The sequence below is a fragment of the Pleomorphovibrio marinus genome (genome assembly GCF_003347495.1).
Taxonomy (GTDB): Bacteria; Bacteroidota; Bacteroidia; order Cytophagales; family Cyclobacteriaceae; genus Pleomorphovibrio; species Pleomorphovibrio marinus.
In genome coordinates, this window is the sequence record NZ_QCXY01000004.1 from 346,993 (window position 1) to 371,430 (window position 24,438).

Consider the following 24,438-nt stretch of genomic DNA (forward strand, 5'->3'; position numbering starts at 1 on the left):
GTTAAGCAATAATAACAGAAAATCCTTTGTTACCGTAAATAAACTCAGCAAATAGTAATGGAGGGTTCTTTTAGGAGTGGCTCATTTCGGAAGAGTCAATAAAGTATCGGCTTAAAACGGAAGAGAGTGCGTTGATTTGAATGGGTTTAACCAAAAAGTCCTGCATTCCAGCCTTCAAACATTTTTCTCTTTCCTCCTTCAAGGCCCCTGCAGTTAGGGCTATAATTGGAAGGTCCCTAATTTCCTCTTTACCCATATTTCGGATTGAACGGGTGGCTTCCACTCCATCCATCTCGGGCATTTGTATATCCATTAGGATCAAATCCACTTTTTCTCTCCCAACTATCTCCGCAGCCTGCAATCCCGTGTTTGCTTCTAGGATCTTTGCCTGGGGTATAAGCTGGCCAATCAGTGTTTTAACCAACATCATATTCAAGGGCACATCTTCGGCCACCAAAATGGTAACCCTTTTACGAACCTTTAGGGGCTGAAGTGATTTATGTTCGAACTTCTTCTTGGAAATTGGCTTATTGGTTTTTGTTTTTTGGTAGAGATAATGGGTAGATATCGCAAATGAAAAAGTTGAACCCACTCCTACCTCACTCTCCAAATGAATGTGCCCTCCCATTTTTTCAGCGAGTAAGTTAGAAATCACCAATCCGAGTCCAGAACCCCCAAATTTTCGTGTGGTGGATCCATCCGCTTGAGAAAAGGCCTTAAAAAGGTTTTTTCGCTGATCCAGGGAAATTCCAATCCCCGTATCCCTTACCACAAATACGAATTTAGCAAAAGTGTCCTTATAGGGATAAAACCTAATTTCCAGCTCTACCCGGCCCTTAGGTGTAAACTTTATGGCATTGGTCAAAAGGTTCATTAGGATTTGCTTTAACCTAACGGGGTCCACCTTGACAATATCTGGTAGGTCATCAGGTAGGGACAATTCAAGTTGCAACCCTTTTTCCTTGGCCTGGAAGTTGATGATTTCTATGGTTTCATTCAGTAGGACCTTAATGTCGGTATCAATAAGTTCCAAGTCTAATTTCCCTGCTTCGATCTTTGAAAAATCAAGAATGTCGTTGATAATCTCCAGCAAGGCTTTGCCTGAAGTATTGGCATTCTCCACGTATTTTCGCTGTACATCATCCATAGGGGTTTTCATCAATAAATCGGTGAACCCTATCACCCCGTTTAGTGGAGTGCGGATTTCATGACTCATATTGGCCAAAAACTGCGACTTGGACTTGCTAGCGGATTCCGCCTTGATCTTTGCCTTCTGTAATTCCTGTACATTCAGCTTTCTTTCCGTAATGTCCTGTATCGTGCCAAAGACACGGACACAAAGCCCCCATTTACGCTCCGTTTTCCCCATTACCCTTACCCACTTTTCCTCCTTTTCCTTGGGCTTTAGCAACAACTCCAGGTCAAACTCACTCCCGAAATTTACGGCCTGCTCAATTGCCGTTTTGAGCTTTCTGCGATGGCTCTTTCCTTTCAAGCAGGCAATGGCGAAATCAAGACTTGGCACGAAGTTCTCCTCTACTGCATAAATCTCTTTGGTAACCCTGGACCATACTTGTGTGAAATCAAAGGGATTTAATTCCCAGGCACCTACTTTGGCCAGGCTGCCGGCCTGCTCCAGAAGATCCTTGGTTCTTAGCAGTTCCTCCCTTGCCAATTGGGCATCAGTGATGTCCTGGGCAGCCGCATAGATTAGCCCCTCTTTCTGACAAGCGTTCCATTCAATGTGCCTAAATTCCCCATCTGCCCTTCTAAACCTGTTGCAAAAAAAGACCACTTTTTGACCAGAAGATAGCATTTTCATAGCTTTCTGGGTGGCGACATAATCGCTGGGATGGACTAAATCCATAAAAGGTTTTCCAACCAGCATTTCTAAAGAATGACCCAAGGTCATTTCCCACTTGGAATTTAGCTTGATAAATCTACCATCTGCACTTGCTACACATAAAAGACTCTGGGCTACTTCAAAAAAATGGGCCAGTTCTTCATTTTTTGACTGCAATTGCTGGTTGAGGCGATGCAGGGTTTCGGTTTTTTTCCTTAACTCCAGCATGCCCGCAACTTGTCTGGCAAGCACTTTCAAGCCTTCCAGTTGAACCTCTGATAGTTTTCTGGGAATACGGTCCATCACACATAGAGCACCTAAAGAATGCCCAGCTTCAGTGACCAGAGGTGCCCCTGCATAAAACACCACCTTCGGATCCTTATGGACCATAATGGTATCCTTGAACCTTTCGTCCTTCCTCGCATCAGATACCTCAAAAACTTGCCCACCAAAGTCAAGAGTATATGCACAGAAGGATTGATCTCTACCCATTTCCATGGGTGACATCCCTTGTGGCTGAAATAAATTTTGGGTATTATCGTCTAGAATAGAAATGACGGAAATGCTGGTTTGACAAAGTGTCTGCGCCATTTTCGTCAGGTCATTTAACTCTTTATCTTCCTTTACAAGCAAACTCTTATAGGATTCCGTTACTTTCCTAAGGCTAAGCTCCGATTCCTCCAACCACAGATCCTCCATAACACATTAATAAAACAATAATCAGAAAGCCAGCATCTGAAAAATAATATACCTGCGGCTACAAATGTAAGAATTTTTTATTCTTATTATAAATCATTTATATCACAATTTTATTTTTGACTATCAAATACATAAAACAAAATTTGAAATTAATAAACCTGATTAAATCATATGTTTTTCACCCTTATGGAGTTCCCAATTGCTAGAAGTGCTACTCCTACATCGGCAAAAATAGCCTCCCAAAGAGAAGCCATTCCGGAGGCGCCCAAGGCCAATACCAACAGTTTGACACCTAAAGCCAAGAGAATGTTTTGCCAAACAATAACCCTGGTTTTTCTTCCAATCCCAATGGCCAGAGGAATTTTCTCCAGACTATCATCTTGGATCACCACATCGGCCGCCTCCACTGCGATATCCGTACCTGACTGCCCCATGGCAATCCCAACATCGGCCAGTGTGAGAACTGGTGCATCATTGATGCCGTCACCAACATAAGCCAAGGTTTTGGAGGTCTTCTTTTCTTTTTCCAACAGCCGTAGCTTATCCTCAGGCAACAAGCCTCCAAAAGCTTGATCCATTTCCAGTGCATTTCTCATCCACTCCACCTTGGAGGGGGAATCTCCAGAAAGAATCATACTTTTTTGCACTCCCAATTCTCTTAATTTTAGGAGGGTGGCAAACGCCTCCTTTTTAATTTTCTCATTAACGGAAAAATATCCCATCCAAACGCCATCTACTGCCACACCGGTCCATGAATTTTCCTTTAGCTCCATATGCTCAGGAATAGTTACGCCCTCCCTTTGCAGCAACTTTGTGTTACCCAGCAAAAAGACCTTTTCTCCTAAAGTAGCACGCAATCCCAATCCAGCAACCTCGGTAATCCCTACCTTTCCATCTGAATTACCTTTGTCCAATCTTTTAGCAATGGCTTGGGAAATGGGATGAGAGGAATGAGAGGCAATGGTAAACACACCTTTCTCCACCTCTTCAGATGAAAGCGGCCCCTCGTTAAAGCTAATATGACTGATTTCAAATTTCTTTTCTGTCAAAGTGCCCGTCTTGTCAAAAAGCATGGTGTCTACCTTGGCCAAAACATCCAGGTAATTAGCACCCTTCAAGAAAATACCATTTTTTGCAGCAGCCCCAAGCCCCCCAAAATACCCTAATGGAATGGAAATCACCAGTGCACAGGGGCAAGAAATCACCAAAAATACCATCGCCCTGTATAGCCAAAGCTCAAAATCATAATAATCCAGCAACAAGGAGGGAAGAAAAACAAGACATATGGCAGCCATCACCACGATAGGGGTATAAACCCTGGCAAAAGCCCGAATAAAACGTTGAGATTTGGACTTGCGTTCGGCGGCAGTTTCCACCATTTTCACGATTTTGGCGGTGGCACTTTCATCCCATTTATGGGTAACTTCCACATGTATGGATTTATCCAACACTAGAAATCCGGCAGATACAGAATCTCCTGGTGAAATACGTTTGGGCATTGATTCCCCAGTACTACTGGAGGTATCAAAGGCAGCCTCCTCTCCCATTAAAATACCATCCAAGGCCACCTTTTCTCCAGGTCGGTATACTACCGTTTCTCCTATACTCACCTGCTTTGCAGGCTTACTTATAGTGCCTTCATCATGCAGCAGTGTCAATTCCTCCGGGCCTTGGTCCAATAGGTCCTTGATGTTTTTTCTGGCACGGTGTACAGCCCTATGTTGAATCTGCTCTCCGACTGTATAAAATAGCATGACAGCTACTGCCTCTGCATACTCCCCAAGATACAATGCCCCAAAAGTGGCTAAAGACATTAGGAAAAATTCGTTAAATACACCTCCTTTAAATAAAAGTTTAATCGCAGATAGTACTACATCTTTCCCAACAATAAAGTATGCCAATAAATACCAAAAAAGCCTAAGCTCAGCTACAAACCAAGACACCTCAAAATAATCCAGCAATAACCCGGCAAATAGCAAGAAAGAGCAGGTTAAAGTTGCCCAATACGTAATCAAAAAGACTCTTAAATCCCTGCTTTTTCCCATACCCTACAATATAACCATTACCCTTAGAATTTCCATTTGATTAGAATAAAGAAACTGAAAATTAGTAAAGAAAACACAAACTTGGATACTCTTACATTTATTATTTAATATGAGCTCATTGTGTCAATGCAACAGCTAGGCTTTTACTTTTAACCTCACACCTAAACTGAATAAAGGATATAGAATTGGTTTTAACTTTTTAATGAAATTAATCAAATATATTTTAACAAATTATTTGTATTGCTTAATACATTAGTATACATTTGTATAAACAAAGTGTGTTTTAATTTCACCAACTAAATTAACTATAATGAGCACAATCAAAGATTTTATCAAAGATTACAGTCATTTATCCAGTGTCGAATCACCCTTCGTATATGAAGATGCAGATGGTAAAAGGTATAAGTCTGTAGAAGATGCGTACAAAAGTGGGAAAGAAGTAAAAGTGAAAAACATTAACGATTCAGCACTGGAAGACCTCAAGCAGTTAGGTGTGGAATCTAAAGGAGATGCTAACAAATTAATAGAACTAGTAAGCAGCCTTTACGGAATAGAGGGTTCCACAAAAAAACCTGGAACCCGAACAAGAAAAACCTATTCTGATGCTGAAAAATCCAGTATTCTAGAGAAATGGTTCAAGGCAGAAAAGCAAAATGTAAGCAAAGCCGATTTTGCTAGACAGGAAGATTTAACCTATCAAACCCTGATTAAATGGATTAAAGATGGGAAGTAATTCCTAAAATGCTATAAAAAAATCCAACCTGTCAACAGGTTGGATTTTTTATTTAATAAAAGTTAATAGTAATTATAGAATAATAGATCACCCTGAAAATGAATGTATTAAAGCATTTTTCTTCTTATATTAAAGAATTATAACTCAGTATAAAGTCTGCTTTTTTATTTAGTTAAATCTATCATCAGGTTTTCCCTAGAAGAATGGTAGATACCTAATATTAATGCCAGGGACCTTCTTGCATCCCCTCCCGTCACCATTGGGTCTTTCCCCTCAAGAATAGCATCAACCATGTCTTGGACTTGTCCTAAATGAAGTCTATAGTCAATAGCCATTGGATCTGAAGCTCCGGATCCCCCTATCTTGTTATCTACAGATTCAGGTTTCAATCCTTTCACGTTCCAGGTGGTAATTTCACCAGCCTCCAAGACCACATTACCCTTTTCCCCATAGATCTCCAACCTTTCTGGACTTCCCGGATAAAGGGAGGTGCCCCCTGTAATGGTTCCCAAGGCACCACTTTCAAAGTTTACCACTGCAACCCCCAGGTCTTCTCCTTCTATATCGTGCACCATCGTTCTTACCTGACCAAAAACAGAATTAGGCTGACCCATAATATCCAACAATAAATCAATGGTATGAACCCCTTGGTTGATCAATGCAGCTCCTCCATCTCCGGAGATTGTCCCCTTCCAGGCACTGCTGTTGTAATAATCCGGATCTCTATACCAGTTAATAGCGGCAGTTCCCAATAATAACTTGCCTAAATGACCTTCTTTTACAGCTTTCTTCAAATGGAGGTAGCCAGGCTTAAGGCGATTTTGAAAGATTACCCCAAGTTTAACCCCGGCCTCTTCACAAGCTGCAATTAATTCATCTGCCCTGGCCAAGCTGACTTCAATGGGCTTTTCCAACAAAATATGTTTACCCGCCTTGGCAGCCTCCAATGCCGGTTCCAGGTGATTTCCACTGTGTGTGCAAATTGCCACTACATCTATGTTACCATTGGCCAAAAACTCCTTTACACTTGAATAGGCAGGTACTGAAAATTTTTCTTCGGCCAGTTTTGCCCTATCCACCGAGCTACTGCAAACTCCTACTAGCTCGCTGCCCTCACATGCCTCTATTGCCTTTGCATGCATTCCTGCTATGGCTCCTGTACCGATTATCCCAAAACGTAGTTTCTTCTTTTCCATGAAATAAGATCTGTTTATAGTTTTATGGTTGATAGGTTTTAGTCATTTCCTCCATTACCCAGTTCGTCCTGGCGGCGCTTTGCCCGGTACTTGGGCAATCTCCCCTCCCCAAAAGTGTCTCTACCACCCGTTCAATGAGGGGGTATTGGATATGATCTGGCATCTCAAAGTTAAGTTTCTGCTCACCAAACCTGTCGGTTTTCATTTCTATAAAGGATCCATCAAAAGTAGGAAAGGATATCTCTCCTTCTGAGCCAATAATTTGAGTCTGATCGATTCTGGAAGTTTTGGAACTGGTGAAACACCATGAACCCGTGCCCACAATTCCATTTTGAAAACCGAATACTCCTGTCACAAAATCCTCAGCAGGATATTGCCCTGCCTGGTTCCTCGCAATCCCATCCACAGACTCAATAGGGCCAAATAGGTAATCCAGTAGATCCAGTTGATGAGAGGCCAGGTCGTAAAAATACCCACCTCCTGAAAGGTCCGGATCCACTCTCCAATTGTCCTGGACCTGAGCCACCACATCCGGATGCAAGGGCTGGCGCATGGTGACCTGCACATGTCGGATTTCTCCAATAGCACCTTCCATGATCCATGATTTGAGCTTTAGGAAATTAGGTAGCATTCTACGATAATAGGCCACAAAGAGGGGGACGCCAGCCTGCTCACAGACTTCAATCATTTCCCTACACTCAGCATATGTTCTGGCCATTGGCTTCTCCACATAAATGGCCTTCCCAACAGCGGCGGCCTTTTTTACATAAGAAAGATGTGCGTATGGGGGAGTTGCTATGTAAATGGCATTGATTTCCGGGTCTTGGATCAAAAGATCCGCATCATCATACCACTTAGGGACATTATGTCTATTTGCGTAATCCCTGGCCTTTTCCCCATCCCTGCGCATGACAGCCAACAGCTCGGAGTTTTTAATCTTCTGCATGGCAGGAGCGCTTTTTTTCTCGCAAACATCACCAACACCGATAACTCCCCATTTTACTTTTGTTAATTTATGCTCTTTTAGATTCATTTTAAAAAGGTTAGCGTATAGGCTGTAGAATTATTTCTTTAAGGTCAAGAAGTGCACCTTCACTTCCAAAATCCTCTTTGGGCTTAAAAATCAATTTATTATATCCTTTCCTTAAATATAGTTCTCCAATGTTAACGGTCTTAAAGGTCTCCCAACTTCCGGAAGGTTTAATTATCCCCTCGAGCTGCTGACCCTGGGTTTCAAAAACAAAGGTTTTTCCTGCTTCTTCATCGGATACAGACCATTCGAGGATAGCCTGGTATTTGCCGAAATTGGGTGCTTCAATTTCCCACTCCACCTGGTCTTTTCCCGTGAACCATCCAAATGCTTTCCAATCCGCCATGTATTCTATCCTTGGACCAACCCCTCTTCCCTTTTCGGCGGTCAATACGAATCGACCATTCTCATCGGGCCTTACTAAAGAAGGTATATTAACCGTATCCTCCATGGCTTTGCGTGTTTCAGCTACATATTCTGCTACCTCACCCATTGGTGCAAGCCAGATTCCATTTTCCTCCTCCCGCACATATTCCATTAACTGCCTAAGCATTTGTAGGTAGGTGGTTTGCCTGCCTTCATCCCCTATATCATGACCAGCCAAAATGAGCCATTGGCCATTTTCTTTGGCCGAGTTAATATGGGTGAGTATTTCATCAAAATCCTTATTGTCCATTTCCATGCCATTCAATAACCCCAAATCTCCATAAAAGGGGTCAATCGGAGCCTCATTCAACCAGTTCCTTCCTGCCAAAAAATGCTTTGCCACAAGTGGCACATAACTCTGCTGATGCAGACCCGCACCTACATATGGCTGTCCACAGGGATAGGCAAAAACCCTTGGTTTTGTCCCAAGGTTTTCCTCCAGCCATTCACTGGCTTTAAGTAATTCGGCTTCCATCTTTCCCAAGGTGTAATTCTCCAATGCTTTGTGTCTCGACCAAGGGAAATTTCCACTGCAGGGATGCTCAAAAGTATGGTTGCCCATTTCATGACCATGCTCTGCGGCAGCCTTCCAAGCTGCCAATTCCTTCTCCACTGCATTGGGCACCAGAAAAAATGTGGCCTTCACATCAAATTCGTCAAAAAGGGGTATGCCATTTAGGATATTACTCCCCCTCGCATCATCAAAGGTTAGGCTCAAAGCCATATTCTTGCCATCCGGCCAAGGAAAATCAGGGGTTTGTGCATGGGAAGTGAAAATATGGGAAGTCGCACTAAAAAGGAGTGCCATGCAAATCAGTCTTGCGTTCATTTTGGGCAATTAAACATTGAAAATAAAACCAGCAAATTTTTTACGATGTATAAACTTAGCTAAATTAGGAGTAAGGCGCAATGAAAAAATGATCAATATGAATGAGGGGCAGGCCACTGGTTATGGTTAAATTGCAAGAATGGAAAACCTGACTTTTAAAGTATCATCCACAAACAAGGAAAATAATATCCCCTCTTACTTTTCCTCGTGAAAAAAGTTTTCTGTTGAAAAAAAAATTACATCCTAAGAGACACTATGAAAAACATCAATGCAAGCTGGAAAATTACCATCACGTGTAATCCTTCCTTGAAAAAAAAGACAATATCATGCCTATTTATATGGATAGGTTTAGCATGGTTGTTCCCCAATGTTTGTGTTTTTGGGCAAGCAGGTCAAGAGGATATATATATTCCACCCATTAAAGCCAATACCACGCTCGAATTCCCTGCCGCAGTACCCACTCATGATAATGTACGTGAGCTTATTGAATTTAGCAGAAGCACACAGATCAGTTATGAAAAGGATGTCGAATACATCAATAGAGAGGATAACCCACTGCATTTGCAGGTAATTCGAGCAAGGGACATGAATAATAGGAAAATGCCGGCCTTGGTGTTTGTCCCTGGTTCTGCCTGGAAAAAACAAAATGTATATGCGTCTATACCAAAATTGAGTGCTTTTGCGGAAAGGGGATTCACCGTGTTTATCGTGGAATACCGGGCCACGGACATTCCTCCATATCATCCTTTTCCGGCCCAAGTTCAAGATGTCAAAACCGCAATTCGATTTATTAGGAAAAATTCAGAAAGATTTGACATCGACCCTGATCAGCTGTTTCTCTGGGGCACCTCTTCTGGAGGGCATACAGCAGTAATGGTAGGAGTCACTGAAGATAAAGAGGACTTGGATACGGATGATTACAGTGACTACTCCTCAAAAGTGAATGCAATTGTAAATTATTTTGGTCCCACGGACATAGCCAAAATGAATGCCGTACCTTCTACAATGGATCACGTGTCACCAGAAAGTCCGGAAGGATTACTTATCGGAGGTAAAAATGTTATGGGACATCCGGAATTGGTAAAAGCAAGTAATCCAATCACCTATCTCGATGAAGCAAAAAGTATCCCTCCCCTACTAATCATGCACGGCAATAGGGATAGGTTGGTTCCTTTTAATCAAAGTGAGTTGCTTGCCGACGCTATGAAGGATTTGGGTAAAGAATATACTTTTTATATGCTGAAAGATGCCGACCATGGATCCTATGAATTTTGGACAGAAGGAACACTGGATATTGTTGAGGCTTTTTTAAGAAGCCACTTTAAATAGCCCTACGGCTTTCCCTTCGGCTTCAGATAGGTTTAAATGCCAGGGCGCCTTTTTTTTATCCTGCAGGTGGTATGTGGGGCATTGCCCCGATAGCCCGATAGCTATCGGTGGAGCCTCCCAATGTGTAAGGTTTTCGCCATGCTCGATTTCATTTAGATATAAATTGAGTAACTTAGTTGGTGAGTTAAACAGAAATTGATGGAATAATGGCAAAAAATGTTTTTGGAGAACAAATGTTGGTATGCAGCAAATCCCCAATTACCGGGTATTTCAGGGATGGATGCTGTGAAACCGGTGAGGATGATTTTGGTACCCATACGGTTTGTGCGGTGATGACAGATGAATTCCTTAATTTTAGTAAAAGTATGGGCAATGACCTAATCACCCCAAATCCTGTTTTCCAGTTTCCAGGACTTAAGTCTGGGGACAGGTGGTGTCTCTGTGCCAGCAGATGGCTGGAGGCCTATCAGGCAGGAGTTGCTCCAAAGGTGGTATTGGAGGCCACCCATGAAAAAACTCTGAGTTACGTTCCTCTTGAGGAATTGGTCAAATATGCAGTAAAAGAAAAGGATTCAAAGGATATTGAGTAACTGCTCTTTGATTTTTTCCAATTCGTCCTTCATTTGAATCACTTCTTGCTGGATTTTCACATCATTGGCCTTGGAGCCAATGGTATTTATCTCCCTGCCCATTTCTTGGCTGATAAATCCCAGCTTTTTTCCTTGTCCCTGTCCGGAATCCAAAACCTTTTTGAAATAGTTCAGGTGAGTTTCTAGCCTGACAATTTCTTCCGTAATATCCAGTTTTTCAAAGTAATAGATTAATTCCTGCTCAAACCTGTTTTGGTCTATCTCGAGGTCATCCAACCATTCTTTGAAGTGGTTTTTGATTTTGTCTTTTATCTTTTCTTTTCGCCTTGGTTCCTCCACTTTGATCGTTTCCAGCCTGGCGATAATTTCTTGGGTATTTTCTTCCAGCTTCACCAATAGGGAGCTGCCCTCATCCTCCCTGAACTCATTGCACTTTTGCATTGCAATAAGTAGTTGATTCTTCAGGGCTTCCCATTCCTCCGGATGTTGGGATTTTTCTGGATTAGTAACGGATACATTTGGGGACTGCAGTGCCAACTTGAAAATCTCCGTTTCCGCCTCTCCAATTTGCTCCGCCAGGTTTTTATAGGTTTTTACATAAGCATTGAACAACCCCTGGTTAATGGTTACCGGAAGTTCATTGCTATCTTTAGTGGTAAAATCTATGGAAAGACTTACCTTACCTCTCACCAGGTGTTCGGCTATCAGGTTACGGATTTCAATTTCCTTATCCGAAAATTGCTTCGGATATTTCATGTTTAGGTCTAAAAATTTCGAATTAAGAGTCTTGATTTCCACGTGAATAATGTTGAAATCATCCTCAAAATTGGCCATCCCGTAGCCCGTCATTGATTTTATCATGCCGCAATATACCTATTGACCATTAAAAGTTGTAACCTAAGGTCACATAAAACCGGGTTTTCTCCGTGGTATAGTTCCTAATAGGTCTAGCCGCGTCAAATTTTACATAATAGTTTAGAAGCACAGTCCTCAAGCCTGCACCATAACTTTGAAGCCAAGGGTTATTAAAGTTATTAAGTGTAATCAAAAAGGGTGAACCCTCTGTACTGATTACCTCCGTATTCTGGTCATTTACCCTTTCCCAAGGTGGATTGTTGGTCCAAGAAGATCCCGCATCATAAAAGCCTACGAGTTGGAAATTTCTAATGAAGTTTGAGGTTATATTACCCCTGGATAAGTAGGAGAATAGGGGTATTCTCAATTCGGAAGTGAAGGTGATCACGTTACTCCCCCGTATCTCGTCATAATTATAACCCCTCAAGTCAACAAATTCGGCAAAAAGAATATTGGTGTTCTCCACTCCAGCCTGGTTCCTGACAGGGGAAACCTCTGGTCGGTTGCTGGGAGGTTGATGAAATTCATTGAAAAGCCAATTGTCCATTCCTCCTACAAGATATCTTTGTGGGTTTTGCCCAAAAAAGCTTCCGGCAAAAACCCTGGTTGCCAAGGTAATATTCTTGTGGATCTTTTGGTAATTCCTCAAGTCCACAAATGCATTACTAAAGGATCTCTCAGAATGGTTCAAGCCTTGATAATGCACCATGCCGATTTTACCCTTAAACCCTTGTTCCATGTACAAGCCCAAAAGGCGGGTTTTATCTACAATAATTTCTGCCCTGCCCCCAGCATAATTTACGTCAAAACGGTTTTGGGGGCCGTCAGACCCTCTTAGCACAGAATCTGGATTCAGGTTGAAAAATTGGGTTTTAGCCACAAAAGGACTAAGGGAAAAGCGGGTGCTTACGGAGAAGGGATAAGAAATTCCCAGTTCTGATTTGGTAAGAACATATCGCTGGCGATTCTGGTCTCCCTCATCCCTTCTAATGGATCTACGGTCAAACCTTCCCCGCAAATCAATCCTGCTCTTACGGTATTCGTATTCAAAATAAACATCACTTCCAGATTGGAAATCCAATGAGGCCATGATACCTCCCTGCACAGAATGGTTATCCAGGAGATCTCTCATACTACCTTCCAGATTAATACCGAAACCCCTCAATGGGTCGACCACAAAGTTGGTGTTAAGACTGGAGGTAGAAAACAAAGGCGTATAGTTCCTTGGTCCCTGCACCCTTTTCACCATAGTCTGTTGCCTAAAAGCATCCAGGATATCACTCCTTCCAGAAGGAGTTCGAGGCTCTCTTTGCTGAGCTTGCTGCTGGGACCGTTGTCGGGTGTCCATAATGGAAGGTATGGTGTCAAAGGTATAGCTGTCCGTATCTATCCCCCCCTCTCTTTCAAACCGCAACCTATCCAGGCTTATAGTACCTGTCATCTCTGGGCTGGGTACTGTGTCCTGAGCAATTTGTTCTTCTAATCCTTCCTCAGGAATTTCTATAGATGGACTCTCCGTAGTATCAGGCGCTGTAGTTGGTGGAGCAGTAGGCCTTGGACTGGGGGAAGGCCTTGCCCCGCCGATCAGTAAGCTTTCCAGGTCTACACCTAGAACTGTGGTGTCAGCTTCACTAGGTTCCATTCCCTGTTCGGGTGAAAGTTCAGGGGCTTGACTAGTAAGAGTATCTCCACCTACCATCATGTCCTCCAGATCTTCCTCGATTTCAATGGTATCCGCATCAATAATTTCTTCCTGAGTTGGTGGATCGTCTTCGAGTTCCTCATCTTCGTCGTCTCTTTGGATTCTCCTAGAAGAAATCCTTTCATTCAAAAGCTTTGCCTGTTGAAGTTGTAACCTGGGGGTACTTGGAGTAAACTGATCTATGTTAGGGAAATTCTCCAATACCAGTTGGCTCTGTCTCCCATCTCTCACTGCATAAGCCCATTTATTTGTAGAAAGATTGTAATCAAAGGATTCCAAACTCTTATTAAATGCCGAAACCTGACTGCTAACATTATTGCCCAAACTAAATCGCATCAGGTTCATGATTCCGCTTTGTTCACTGAGGTGCAGCACAGTGGTGCTGTTTAGCACCCTGGGTAAAATATTGATGTGGTTGACATTTGTAAGCTTGGTATGCACCAAGGAATCCCCAAGATCAAGTTGAAAAAGGTTGTAATAATCCGGAAGGTTATTTACATCTATATTTCCTTGGAGGAGGCTATCCGGCAAGTCAGTTTTGTTAGATGCGTAAATTATGGTGGAATCGTTTAGATAAATGGGAGTCCTATTATCAAAAACATCGTTGGTGATTCTCCTCCCCTGGCCCCGCATATTCAGGGAGTATAGGTCATTTTTTCCATTGGAAATTGCAGACATCACCATGGTTCTCCCGTTGGGGGCGAAGTTTAGCTCTAAAATTTGGGTGATGTTTCTTAAATAGATTTTATCCTGACTACTCCCATCAATAGCCCTCATCCTCAAGGTGGTGACTCCTCTTCTAAATCCGGCCATAACCAGGTTCAAGGTGTCCCTCCAAGCGATAGCAGGGGTAGAGAAGTCCCCTCTTTGGTCATAGGCCGAGTAGCCACCTTTAAAAATTGTTCTTTCCCTATTTGTTCCTAAATCCCTGATAATTACCCGGTAACGTCCATCATTATTAAGCACATAAGCCAAGTTCTTGCCGTCCGGGCTGAATTTAATTTGAGAAATAGAGCCATATTTATTGTTCCTGGTAGCATTTATAATATTGCTTTCGTTGATACTTTTAAAATTGTCCAATACTTGGTCGTTCAGACCGGTGTAGAAGGTCCTCCACTCGGTGGAAAAATCCCTAAACCTTCTTCCTAGTGTATTGGCGATACTGTTTTCCTCATTCCTGTTAATTCGGCTAAGGTTAAGGATACTAGAAATGTATCTTTTACCAAACCTTTCTACAATAAAGTTCCAAATGGATTGACCTACCAATGCCGCCTCTTCCTTTTGCAGCCTCCAAATCCTAGGGTTTTCGTTATCATCCAAGTAATGCCTTACAAAGTCGTCCATTTCCATGCTCCAACCATGAGACAGATACATTGCGGCACCATCAATAAACCAATCCGGGAAATTATTGATAAGGTTAGACTGAAAGGCATCCGAAATGCTGGAACCGTACAGCATTTCTTCAATAATTATTTTCGAGGTGTGAAAAAGCAGTTCTTTTTTAAAAGATTCCCAGGATCCTGTATAAGCCACCTCCGCCAAAAGTTTGGAAAAGTAGGTTTGCCCATCTACAGTGAAATTGTCGTCATTTAGATTTAGGTTACTTTCTAAAAGTTCTTGGTGGGAATTGTAAATGAAAATTTTAGGCTTTGTATATGCCACATACCCTATGGTTTGGGTTAAGCGATCGAATTCACTTTCCAAGAAATCAATTGCCATTCTAGCATTGGCCATTCCCCCTCCATAGTAATAGACTTCAAAGTTGTTGGAGGTAAACATGTACCAATCCTTGGGGGTATGCTGAATCCTGTTTTTCCCAAATCGCTCTTGGTCAAATTGTCCCATCACCGATCCGGAATAAAAGAAGCAAAGGACTAAACCTAATAGGGTGATAAATTTCAATTTCATTTACTTTCCTTCATGTGTGAACCTATCTTTTAAATATACTTAAAAAAACGATTGATGTTTACTTCTTTTTGCAGTTCCCGATTTTTTAGGAGTAAATCGCTCATTTCTTTACTGAAATAGGGTGCAAGTGAAACTCCCTTGGCACCAAGACCATTAAAGATATAAACTTGATTGTGGTGCGGATGTTTACCCAAAAAGGGCTTTCTGTCACGGGTCGCAGGCCGTATGCCCACCTGATGTTTTAGAATCTTATCTACAGGCAAATTTATTAGATTTGCTAACTTTTCCAATAATTCCTTTTTCCCTTTTTCAGTTTCTCCAGCTTCCAGGTCTATCCTGTCATAAGTTGCCCCCAATTTTTTTGTCCCATCGGGTAGCTCTATCCTAAAGACACCTCTGTTGATGATGCAATTGGAGTCCAACCCTTGCCGGATAGTGAGGATTTCCCCCCTTACCGGACTGAATGGAAGAAAGGAGAAAAACCTGCTGTTTTTGGCTTGATTTCCATTTGCATATACAATGGCCTTTGCTTCTACGTCTTTATAGGTAAGCCCTCCTTCAAAAAGGGTCAGCTTATCCTCTTCGTACAGCTCCTGCCTAAGTCTTCCTGCCTCTAATAACCAAATACCGTATTTATCCAATAGACTTCCTATATCCAGGTATCCCGAATGATTCAGCAAAATCCCTCCATAGGGGTCGTTTACCTCCTCAATCTTACTTTGGGTATGAATTTCGCCCAAATAATCTCTGTATTGAGGATCTGCACTTTTTCCCATCCATTCATTTTGGTCTTCTATGGACAAGAAAGGTCGGTAAATTGGTGTTGGGTAAAGAAACCTGCTCGTTAGCAATTTTTCCAGATGTGAATAAAACGGTTCAATCTCCTTAAAAAGTATATCTGCCTGCCAGGTCTTTACCATTTTTCTGCCGGTGATGGGATTATATAGCCCTGCCGCTACCCTGCTACTGGAATTTTCCCTAGGGGTATCAATCAACAGCACGGATTTTCCTTGGCTTATTAGTCTATAGGATAATACAGTCCCGGCCAATCCCTGACCTATGAGTAAAAAATCTACTTTCATGCCCAAAATTAATTCTATTGTCGTTATTTTGATACATCATTCAACGATTTATGCTATGCAGATTAAATCCTTTACTTTTAATCCTTTCATGGAAAACACCTATGTCCTTTATGATGAGACCAAAGAAGCCGTGATCATAGACCCTGGCTGTCATGAAAAATCCGAAAAGGCGGCACTAATGGAGTTCATAAAGGAAAATAGACTTGTGCCGGTGAAATTGCTAAATACCCATTGCCACATTGACCATGTATTGGGAAACGCCTTCGTGAAAACCACATATGATATACCGTTATGGTTTCACCGGGATGAACTTCCTATTTTGGAATCCATACCTGCTTATGCAAGCAATTATGGCTTTGCCAATTACCAACCAAGTCAACCCGATCACTTTATTAGTGAAGGTGAAGTGATCAAATTTGGGAAAGTGGCTCTTAAAACCCTTTTTGTACCGGGTCATTCCCCTGGCCACTTGGTGTTTTATCATGAGCCCAGTAAGGTTTGTATTGCAGGTGACACCCTCTTCGATGGAAGTATAGGTAGAACTGATTTGCCTGGAGGAGATCATGATACTCTTTTGCGTTACATTAAAAAAAACCTCTTTGAACTTCCGGATGAGGTAGAGGTGTATCCCGGACATGGGCCAAGTACACAGATTGGAAAAGAAAAAGACAGCAACCCCTTTGTGGGAAAATTGGCAAGATTTTGAACATCAAAAGCCACATACCCAATGCCATTACCTGCCTCAACCTACTTGCAGGAATGATAGGCATTTACCTGGTGATTCAGGGAAAAATCCAATGGGCTGCTTATGTGGTCCTACTGGCTGCTTTATTCGATTTTTTGGATGGACTGGTGGCAAGGCTGCTTTCGGCTCATAGTGAAATTGGAAAACAACTGGATTCACTTGCAGATATGGTGACATTCGGGGTTTTACCGTCCTTTATGGTTTTTATGATGCTGAAAGAAATCAGCACATCCTCTTACACACCTTACATTGCCTTCCTTATTGGGACACAATCCGCATTACGCCTTGCGAAATTCAATGTGGACACCCGTCAGAGCGAAAGGTTTATAGGCCTTCCCACCCCGGCAAATGCACTTTTTTTTTGCACCTTGCCTCAGCTGATGCAAGCGGTTCCCTGGACCAAGCCCATTTTGCTTAATCCTGTGGTTTTCATGGTAATCACCCTTTTGTTCGCCTTTTTGCTTACTGCGGAAATACCGCTTATAGCTCTAAAATTTAAAAATTTTTCGCTGATGCAAAATATTTATAGGTACCTGGTGATGGTTTTAGGCCTTATTAGCGTTTTGATAGTTGGGATTGGAGGCATTCCCTTTGTGATCCTTCTTTATATTTTATTTTCTCTGCTTGAAAACTGGCTAACACCGGGTGAATTTACGGGCTAACATACTTTGGACAGTGATTTTCTTTTGCTTAACGAAACATGGTTGGGCACAGGAATCCTACAAATTCCCCATTTTTAAGGAAGGGGTTTACAAAATTACTTCCCAACAAGCCGAAGATTGGGGCTTAGGAGCACTGGAAAAACTGGCTATTTATGGCTACCCTGGAATGATACCGCAAACCTTGGACAGTTCCGCTTTCGGGGGAAGGCAGATTCCCTCCCTGCTCCAAGATGAGGTGCTCTATTTCTTTCTTACCGCCGCAGATCAAGTTCATTTAGAAGAGGATGGCCCTGTCTTTTGCCCACACCTGTATACCGATACCTTGTATTACGGAATCAAAACAGGCCAAGAAAATGTCCTTAGACTGGAAAGCAACCAAGCTTCCCAAAATGCTTCTCCAGCGCAAACCTCCCAAGAAGCTGTTTGGTATGAACTGCTCAGTCACAAAAAAGAAGAGGTAAACCTATTGAGCTCAGGCAGGAGCTGGTATGGGTATCGGATGCTGAATGGACAAAGTGCCACTATAGGGTTTGAAGGGCAGGGTGATCCCGATTACCCAATGTATCTTCAAGCCACCCTACTATCTCAGTCCCTTTCTGAAGCCACCTTCTCTATAAATATCAATGGGGACAATTGGAAGTCCCTTGCCATAGCCCCTATCCCAAATACCACCTATGGCATAAAAGGAAGGGAGGGAAGGATAGGAGGTTATCCTCCTTCAGTGACAACAGGCTCCATTTCCCTTCAAGTAGGCTTAAGCACCTCAGACAGAAATGGAATGGGATACCTTAAGCATTTGCTGGTGGGGTTGCCACGAAAACTATCTGATGCCACCTATGGCACTTATTATCGTTGGAAAACAGAAAAACTCTCCTACCTACCACAGGGTATTGGTTTAGAGATTTGGGATGTAAGTGATTTTTTTTCACCCCAAGTAGTAAAAGAAGGTGTTATTCCCAAGGAGGTCAAAAAAGTTGCAATGTTCAGTGAGCCCGCAACACCTGCCATTCCCAGACCCACTTCCATAGACCAGGCGCTAGCACAAAATTCTTCCCAGGTTTCCTTGTTGATCATCGCTCCTCCACTTTTAAAGAATCAAGCCCAGCGGCTCGCCAATCACAAAACTGGAAAAGGCCTGCCAACCCAGGTAGTGGAAGTGCAGCAAATCTATGACGCATACGCCAATGGCAACCCGGATATCAGTGCCATTCGAAACTTTATTGCAGACCATCATCATCAATATGGCACCCTGAAAAACGTCCTGTTTTTTGGAAAAGGTACCTTTGATTATAAAGGAAAGTTGGGAGGACGACCCAATTTGGTGCCTACCTATACCTCACGTTCCAGTCTAAACCCTTTGACCACCTATAGTTCGGATGATTATTTTGGCTTTGTCGAATATGGACAGGGAGAATGGGGAGAAAATACCGAAGGAGACCTGAAATTGTCCATAGGGGTAGGGAGAATCCCCGCCACCACTGTGGCAGAAGCACGAGAGATAGTGAATAAGATCATTGCCTACGAAAACCCCAGCCTTACCAAAGGGGATTGGAAAAGAAAGGTCATGCTGATTGCGGATGACGGGGACAACAACATCCATTTAAGGGATGCGGAGAGCCATGCAAGCTACCTATCCGAAAACCATCCGGAGTTTGTGTTGGAAAAAGTGTACCTGGACAGGTTCGAGCAGGTAAATGTAGGCAATGCGCAACGCTCGCCACAAGCCCAAGAGTCCATTCTCGAATGGGTGAAAGAGGGAGGGGCACTTATTAACTTCATTGGGCATGGCAATGAGACTACCTTGACGGCAGAAGAGATCATTACTGCGGCAGATATCAAAGATTGGCCCGAAAACGTGAAATTACCCATCTTCGTAACGGCCACCTGTGAATTTGGAAGGCATGACAGTCCCTTTATCCGCTCAGGTGCAGAAGACTTGCTTTTTGCCTCTGGAAAAGGAGCAATAGGCCTGCTCACCACAGGAAGGCCAGTGTTCAGTAGTATCAATTTTTCTTTAAACAAGGCATTTATTGAGGCGGTCTTTACAAAGGCAGAAGGGGAATACCTTAGCTTGGGGGAGATTTTCATGCTTACCAAAAACAACAGCCTAAATGGGCCCCTCAACCGGAACTTTTCCTTATTGGGGGATCCATCACTTAGGATACCTCTTCCCTCTTACCAGGCCCAGCCGAAAGAATTGCAGGACGTCCAAATGGAACTTAAGGTGGACACCCTGAAAGCCATGCAGCGCATAAGAGTGGAGGGTCGCATCCTGGATCCCTTGACAGGTGCCTTGATAGACAATTTTGAGGGAAAATATGAATTGAGCATTGCGGATAAGCCCATACAGCTGGAGACGTTAGGGGATGAAAGTCCCGTAACCACCTTTTCAGAGCCCAATGTGTACCTTTTCAGGGGTAAAGGAAGTGTAAAAAACGGGCAGTTTACTTCTGAGTTGCTAATGCCAAAACAAATCCAATTTCAACACGAAAAAGGGGTAGTCCGTATTTTTGCGAAAGAGAGTACGGGAAACAGGGAGGCAATGGGAGCGGAACGGCTGCTGATTGGTGGCACCTATGCCCACCCAGAAGTGGATCAAAAAGGCCCGCAAATCTCCGTGTTTGTGCAGGACAGTAGCCGCAATGAATTCACCACCTCTTCTAGGCAGGTAAGGTTAATCCTTGGTTTTGAAGATAAGGCAGGGATAAATATCTCCACCCTTAACCTCGCCCAGCAACTCACCCTAACCTTAAATGAGGATTCTCCGAAATATTTCGGCAACTACTTTTATGCTTTGGAGGGTGGAAATAAGGTAGGGATTGCAGACTTCGAACTTAGGGGTTTGGAAGAAGGTATCAACGAAGTAAGGGTACAAGCATTTGACAATCTAGGGAACCGTTCCGAAAAAAGATTCCAAATTGAGGTGAGAGGCAGTGACAAAATTATACTGGAATCCTTTACAGCTTACCCAAACCCCGCATCCGAAAAAATCCGCTTTAAATGGTGGCACAACAGGGCAGGTGAGAATTTAGTTGCGAATTTACGCATATTTTCTGTTAGCGGTCATGAAATATTTTCAATGGTCAGGCGTTTTCCTAACGCTACGGCTCAACTTGATGGGTTGGAGTGGTTTTTTTTGCATAACAAAACAAATTATCCGATAAAAGGGACTTATCTTTACAGGGTGGAATTGCAATCTGAAGCTGACGGCAGTGTTGCCCAAAAAGGTGGTAAAATTATTATTCAATGAACGCACCAAGATTTATTATTGACAAATTTATTTTTTCAGGTATCCTATACCTGTTTACTTTTCAGCTTATGGCTCAAAATTCAGTAACCTTATCCAGGCAAGACCCCAACCGTAGGGTTATTACCACCGCGGTGCCCTTTTTGAATTTTGCCCCGGATAGCAGGCATTCGGCCATGGGCGACGTGGGAGTAGCCACCTCCGCAGATGCCAATTCCGCGCATTGGAATGCAGGTAAACTGGCCTTTGTAGAAGATGACATTGGATTTTCGGTTTCTTATTCTCCTTGGTTGGGAAGGTTAGTGCCTGACATGTCCCTGAATTATCTTACCGGATATAAACGCATTGACAATGTCTCCACCTTTGGAATAGACTTGAGGTATTTCGATATGGGCTCCATACAGCTTACCGACCAATGGGGAAACGAACTCGGGGATTTCAACCCCAGGGATATAGCCATTGGAGGCACCTATGCTCGTAAGCTATCCGACAACTTGTCCTTGGGCATATCTGCTCGTTTTATCCATTCCAACCTATCGGGTAATATCTCTTCAGCTGGAGGAAATGAAAGTAGGCCCGGAGTAAGTGTGGGTACAGATGTAGGCATTTATTATAATACGGAGGTTTTGGTATCTGGCAGAGAGTCTTTGTGGTCCTGGGGAGCAAATATTTCCAATATAGGCCCCAAGATTACCTACAACAGTGCAGATGACTTGGATTACCTTCCAACAAATTTCAGGATCGGTACTGCACTGAAAATCCCAATGGATGATTATAACAATATCACTTTTGCCTTAGACTTTAACAAATTGATGGTTCCTACCCCTCCCATTTATGAGGAAAATGAAAATGGACAAATAGTAACGGATGGGGATGGTAACCCCATAATTGCTCCCAATGGCGGTAGGGACCCAAATAGACCCTTGCTAAGTGGGATGTTCGGTTCATTTGTTGATGCCCCTGGAGGTATCAGGGAGGAATTTCAGGAAGTAATGGTCTCTTTTGGGGTGGAGTATGACTACGATGATAAATTTGCAGTAAGAACAGGGTACTTTTACGAAAACCCCAGAAAAGGGGGAAGGCGCTATTTTACTATGGGAGTGGGCTTTAAGTGGCAGCGACTTGGTTTTGACTTTTCCTATTTAGTTCCCCAAATGCAAAACCATCCCTTGGCAGAAACCTTGAGGTTTTCACTCGCATATAATGTACAGAGATAATGCTTGACCGTTCGATAGGCCCTGAGCTAAAGGTTCCAGATCCGATATCTCTGAAAGCACCCATAAAGCGGACACTAAAAACTGGTGTCCCTTTGTATTTTATACCCACTCCCGGTATAAAAGCCATTAAGTGTGAGGTAATCATGCCCCTACACAATTCCAGTTATGTAGCTGAAGATGCACTGGTTCCATTCTTTACCCTAAACATGCTCCTGGAAGGAATTAAAGGAATGAACTCTTCAGAATTGGATGATTTTTTTGATTATTACGCCTCAGAAGTAGAGGTTCATGTGGGCCATGACCGACAGGGACTTTCCCTTCTCTCCACCAAGAAACGGTTTGACAATGTCCTACCGGTATTTCGCGCCTTGTTTACAGAGGCAACTTTACCACCGAAAGAACTTAAAAAACGAAAATCTCAAAAGAAACTTGGCATTGCCCTGCAAAGGGAACAGGCATCTGGCAGGGCAAACCAACTGATCCGGCAAGCACTTTTTGGGGAGAACCATCCTTTTGGCTATACGGCTACTGAAGCACACGTGGACGGCATCAGCGCTGACAAAATCAGGGCTTACTATCAAGATCATTTCCGCATCCTTCCCGAAATATTTGTCACCGGGGACCTTGAAGAGGAGGAATTGCAAACTCTAGAAAAGACTTTTGAGGACCTTCCCTTTAGAGACAACTATCAACGGGCTGGCGAAATAAACCCTTTTCCGGGTAAAAGGATGATAGAACCCAGGCCCCAGGCCATGCAGGAAAGCATGCGATTGGGGGTTTTGGCCCTTCCCAAATCGCATCCCGATTATTTTCCGCTTTGGGTTTTTAATACCACCTATGGAGGGTACTTTGGGAGCCGGATCATCAAGAACATCCGGGAAGATAAAGGATATACCTATGGAATCTATAGTTTTCTAAGCAGTATTTCCAAAAACGATTACTGGATGGTAATGGCAGATGTGAAAAAAGGGCATGCTGAAGAGGTAATAGCAGAATGCTATAAGGAACTGAAAATACTTGCAAATACCCCCTTATATGGAGAAGAATTGGAAACCTTAAGGAACTATATGACTGGAAGTTTCTTGTCTGAATTTAGTTCAGCTTTTGATCTTATGGGGAAATTCAAGAGGGTACACCATCAAGGGTTAGATTTTGACTTTTATAATAAGCAACTTCAGTATATAAAGACCTTTGACCCTGAGGAGGTAAGTACGGTAGGAGGAAAATACTTACAGGAAAACCGCATCAAAGAAGTTATCGTCGGAAGTTAAGGGAATTCCATTTTCTGTAAAAAAAGGAGAGGTCCACCTTGGATGCCTGCCAAAATAGGTAAAACCAGTATCGTAAGTTGTTGGCATTTAGCTCCCTTGCCAATTCAAGTAGTTTCCCGGCAGTTTCAAAATTTGCTGAAGCCAGTGCATGTTTGGATTCATGCATCACCCTTTCCAGCAATGCCTTTTGCTCTTTGGCACTTCGGTTTATCAATTGTATTTTTCTACATACCATGTAGGTGGAAGGCAACATGACAGAATGCCTGGCTTGGTACTGTGTGGAAGAGTAGGATTGCGGAAGTATGCGTTTTTCCACCCCTACCCAATCCCCATAAACAAATCGGTGGCTTCTTGCCATGCGCACCATTACATCAAAATCCTCATAACTAAGGCTCTCATCATAGCCGCCCATCTTTTTCAGGGCCATAGACCTGAATACCAATGTCGCGGAACACAGTGCATATCTTCTGACCAAGATTTCATACATATCCCCTTGTGGAACGGCTTCAAGTGCTTTTCCATCCTCCCCCACCTTATAAAAATACTTTTGATCACCATTTGTCCCTTTCAACAGGGCATTGCAAAAATAAGCTCCAGAATGGGACTTCTCCAAGGCATGTACCGCTTTCGTTATGTGCTCTTGCAGCAGAATATCATCGGCGGCCAAGTCAACTACATATTTTCCGGTACTGCTGAAGAGGGCCTTATTGAAAGAGGAACAATATCCCAGTGGTTCCTCATGAAAAAACACATGTAATGGTTTAACATAGTCATGCAGCCAAAGCCAATTCTGGATTACTTCCCTGGAATTGTCAGAACTGGCATTATCGATGATGATTAACTCCAAAGGCGAATAGCATTGATTCACCACACTATTCAGGGAGTCAAACACGTAATCGGCGTGATTATAACAAGTGCAAATAACAGTTACTAAAGGGTTGTCCATGAGAAAAACAGATTTTCTATTTACCACTTTCACTTGTAGATTTACAAAAAAAAGCCATATTCATCAGTTTAGTAAAATTAATT

General features: G+C 42.8%; 17 protein-coding genes. 8 read left to right on the plus strand and 9 right to left on the minus strand.

The window, feature by feature from the left end:
* Positions 1-70: 70 nt before the first annotated feature.
* Complete coding sequence (locus DB520_RS13020) at positions 71-2,542, minus strand: ATP-binding protein (protein ID WP_114750150.1); 2,472 nt, start codon at positions 2,540-2,542, stop codon at positions 71-73.
* A gap of 167 nt (positions 2,543-2,709) precedes the next feature.
* Positions 2,710-4,587: a heavy metal translocating P-type ATPase gene (locus DB520_RS13025; RefSeq protein WP_114750151.1), complete on the minus strand. Its 1,878-nt coding sequence runs from the start codon at positions 4,585-4,587 to the stop codon at positions 2,710-2,712.
* Between the two features lie 310 nt (positions 4,588-4,897).
* Here DB520_RS13025 and DB520_RS13030 point away from each other — a divergent pair, with 310 nt between their 5' ends.
* On the plus strand, positions 4,898-5,320 hold the full coding sequence (locus DB520_RS13030; protein WP_114750152.1) for a hypothetical protein: 423 nt from the start codon (positions 4,898-4,900) through the stop codon (positions 5,318-5,320).
* Between the two features lie 164 nt (positions 5,321-5,484).
* On the opposite strand, the gene DB520_RS13035 is transcribed toward DB520_RS13030, so the two are convergent.
* The 3 genes from DB520_RS13035 to DB520_RS13045 are packed head-to-tail and all read right to left on the minus strand — an operon-like array spanning position 5,485 to position 8,801.
* Positions 5,485-6,516: a Gfo/Idh/MocA family protein gene (locus DB520_RS13035; protein ID WP_114750153.1), complete on the minus strand. Its 1,032-nt coding sequence runs from the start codon at positions 6,514-6,516 to the stop codon at positions 5,485-5,487.
* A gap of 22 nt (positions 6,517-6,538) precedes the next feature.
* Positions 6,539-7,549, minus strand: coding sequence for a Gfo/Idh/MocA family protein (locus DB520_RS13040; RefSeq protein WP_114750154.1), 1,011 nt, complete (start codon positions 7,547-7,549; stop codon positions 6,539-6,541).
* Between the two features lie 10 nt (positions 7,550-7,559).
* Entirely contained in the window at positions 7,560-8,801 is a 1,242-nt protein-coding gene (locus DB520_RS13045) for a polysaccharide deacetylase family protein (RefSeq protein WP_114750155.1), read from the minus strand.
* A gap of 255 nt (positions 8,802-9,056) precedes the next feature.
* Between DB520_RS13045 and DB520_RS13050 the strand changes: the two genes are divergently transcribed.
* Positions 9,057-10,130 carry an alpha/beta hydrolase gene (locus DB520_RS13050; RefSeq protein WP_114750156.1) on the plus strand — a complete coding sequence of 358 codons (1,074 nt, stop codon included), beginning with the start codon at positions 9,057-9,059 and terminating at the stop codon, positions 10,128-10,130.
* A 206-nt stretch (positions 10,131-10,336) separates the two neighbouring features.
* The gene (locus DB520_RS13060) at positions 10,337-10,720 is read left to right on the plus strand and encodes a DUF2237 family protein (RefSeq protein ID WP_114750158.1); all 384 of its coding nucleotides are present in this window, start codon (positions 10,337-10,339) and stop codon (positions 10,718-10,720) included.
* Here the strand turns inward: DB520_RS13060 and DB520_RS13065 are convergent.
* Genes DB520_RS13065 through DB520_RS13075 form a run of 3 tightly spaced genes read right to left on the minus strand, consistent with a single transcriptional unit; the run spans position 10,703 to position 16,267 of the window.
* Positions 10,703-11,581: a YicC/YloC family endoribonuclease gene (locus DB520_RS13065; protein ID WP_114750159.1), complete on the minus strand. Its 879-nt coding sequence runs from the start codon at positions 11,579-11,581 to the stop codon at positions 10,703-10,705. The genes DB520_RS13060 and DB520_RS13065 overlap by 18 nt on opposite strands.
* A gap of 22 nt (positions 11,582-11,603) precedes the next feature.
* Positions 11,604-15,185, minus strand: coding sequence for a PD40 domain-containing protein (locus tag DB520_RS13070; RefSeq protein WP_114750160.1), 3,582 nt, complete (start codon positions 15,183-15,185; stop codon positions 11,604-11,606).
* 29 nt (positions 15,186-15,214) lie between these two features.
* Positions 15,215-16,267 (minus strand): NAD(P)/FAD-dependent oxidoreductase, encoded by a 1,053-nt coding sequence (locus DB520_RS13075; RefSeq protein WP_114750161.1) that lies wholly within the window; start codon positions 16,265-16,267, stop codon positions 15,215-15,217.
* On the opposite strand from DB520_RS13075, the gene DB520_RS13080 reads away from it, so the two are divergent.
* The 5 genes from DB520_RS13080 to DB520_RS13100 all read left to right on the plus strand — a co-directional run bounded on the left by DB520_RS13080 (position 16,266) and on the right by DB520_RS13100 (position 23,409).
* Entirely contained in the window at positions 16,266-16,973 is a 708-nt protein-coding gene (locus DB520_RS13080) for an MBL fold metallo-hydrolase (RefSeq protein WP_232834958.1), read from the plus strand. The genes DB520_RS13075 and DB520_RS13080 overlap by 2 nt on opposite strands.
* Complete coding sequence (gene pssA / locus DB520_RS13085) at positions 16,970-17,674, plus strand: CDP-diacylglycerol--serine O-phosphatidyltransferase (RefSeq protein WP_114750163.1); 705 nt, start codon at positions 16,970-16,972, stop codon at positions 17,672-17,674. Before DB520_RS13080 ends, pssA begins: the two co-directional genes overlap by 4 nt.
* Positions 17,658-20,924, plus strand: a complete 3,267-nt coding sequence (porU, locus tag DB520_RS13090) for a type IX secretion system sortase PorU (protein ID WP_157972070.1) — start codon at positions 17,658-17,660, stop codon at positions 20,922-20,924. Before pssA ends, porU begins: the two co-directional genes overlap by 17 nt.
* A 68-nt stretch (positions 20,925-20,992) precedes the next feature.
* Complete coding sequence (porV, locus tag DB520_RS13095) at positions 20,993-22,138, plus strand: type IX secretion system outer membrane channel protein PorV (protein ID WP_232834974.1); 1,146 nt, start codon at positions 20,993-20,995, stop codon at positions 22,136-22,138.
* Positions 22,138-23,409 carry a M16 family metallopeptidase gene (locus tag DB520_RS13100; RefSeq protein WP_317047762.1) on the plus strand — a complete coding sequence of 424 codons (1,272 nt, stop codon included), beginning with the start codon at positions 22,138-22,140 and terminating at the stop codon, positions 23,407-23,409. Before porV ends, DB520_RS13100 begins: the two co-directional genes overlap by 1 nt.
* Here DB520_RS13100 and DB520_RS13105 read toward each other — a convergent pair.
* A complete protein-coding gene (locus DB520_RS13105; RefSeq protein ID WP_114750167.1) occupies positions 23,393-24,355 on the minus strand; it encodes a glycosyltransferase family 2 protein in 963 nt (320 codons plus the stop codon). The genes DB520_RS13100 and DB520_RS13105 overlap by 17 nt on opposite strands.
* Between the last annotated feature and the right edge of the window lie 83 nt (positions 24,356-24,438).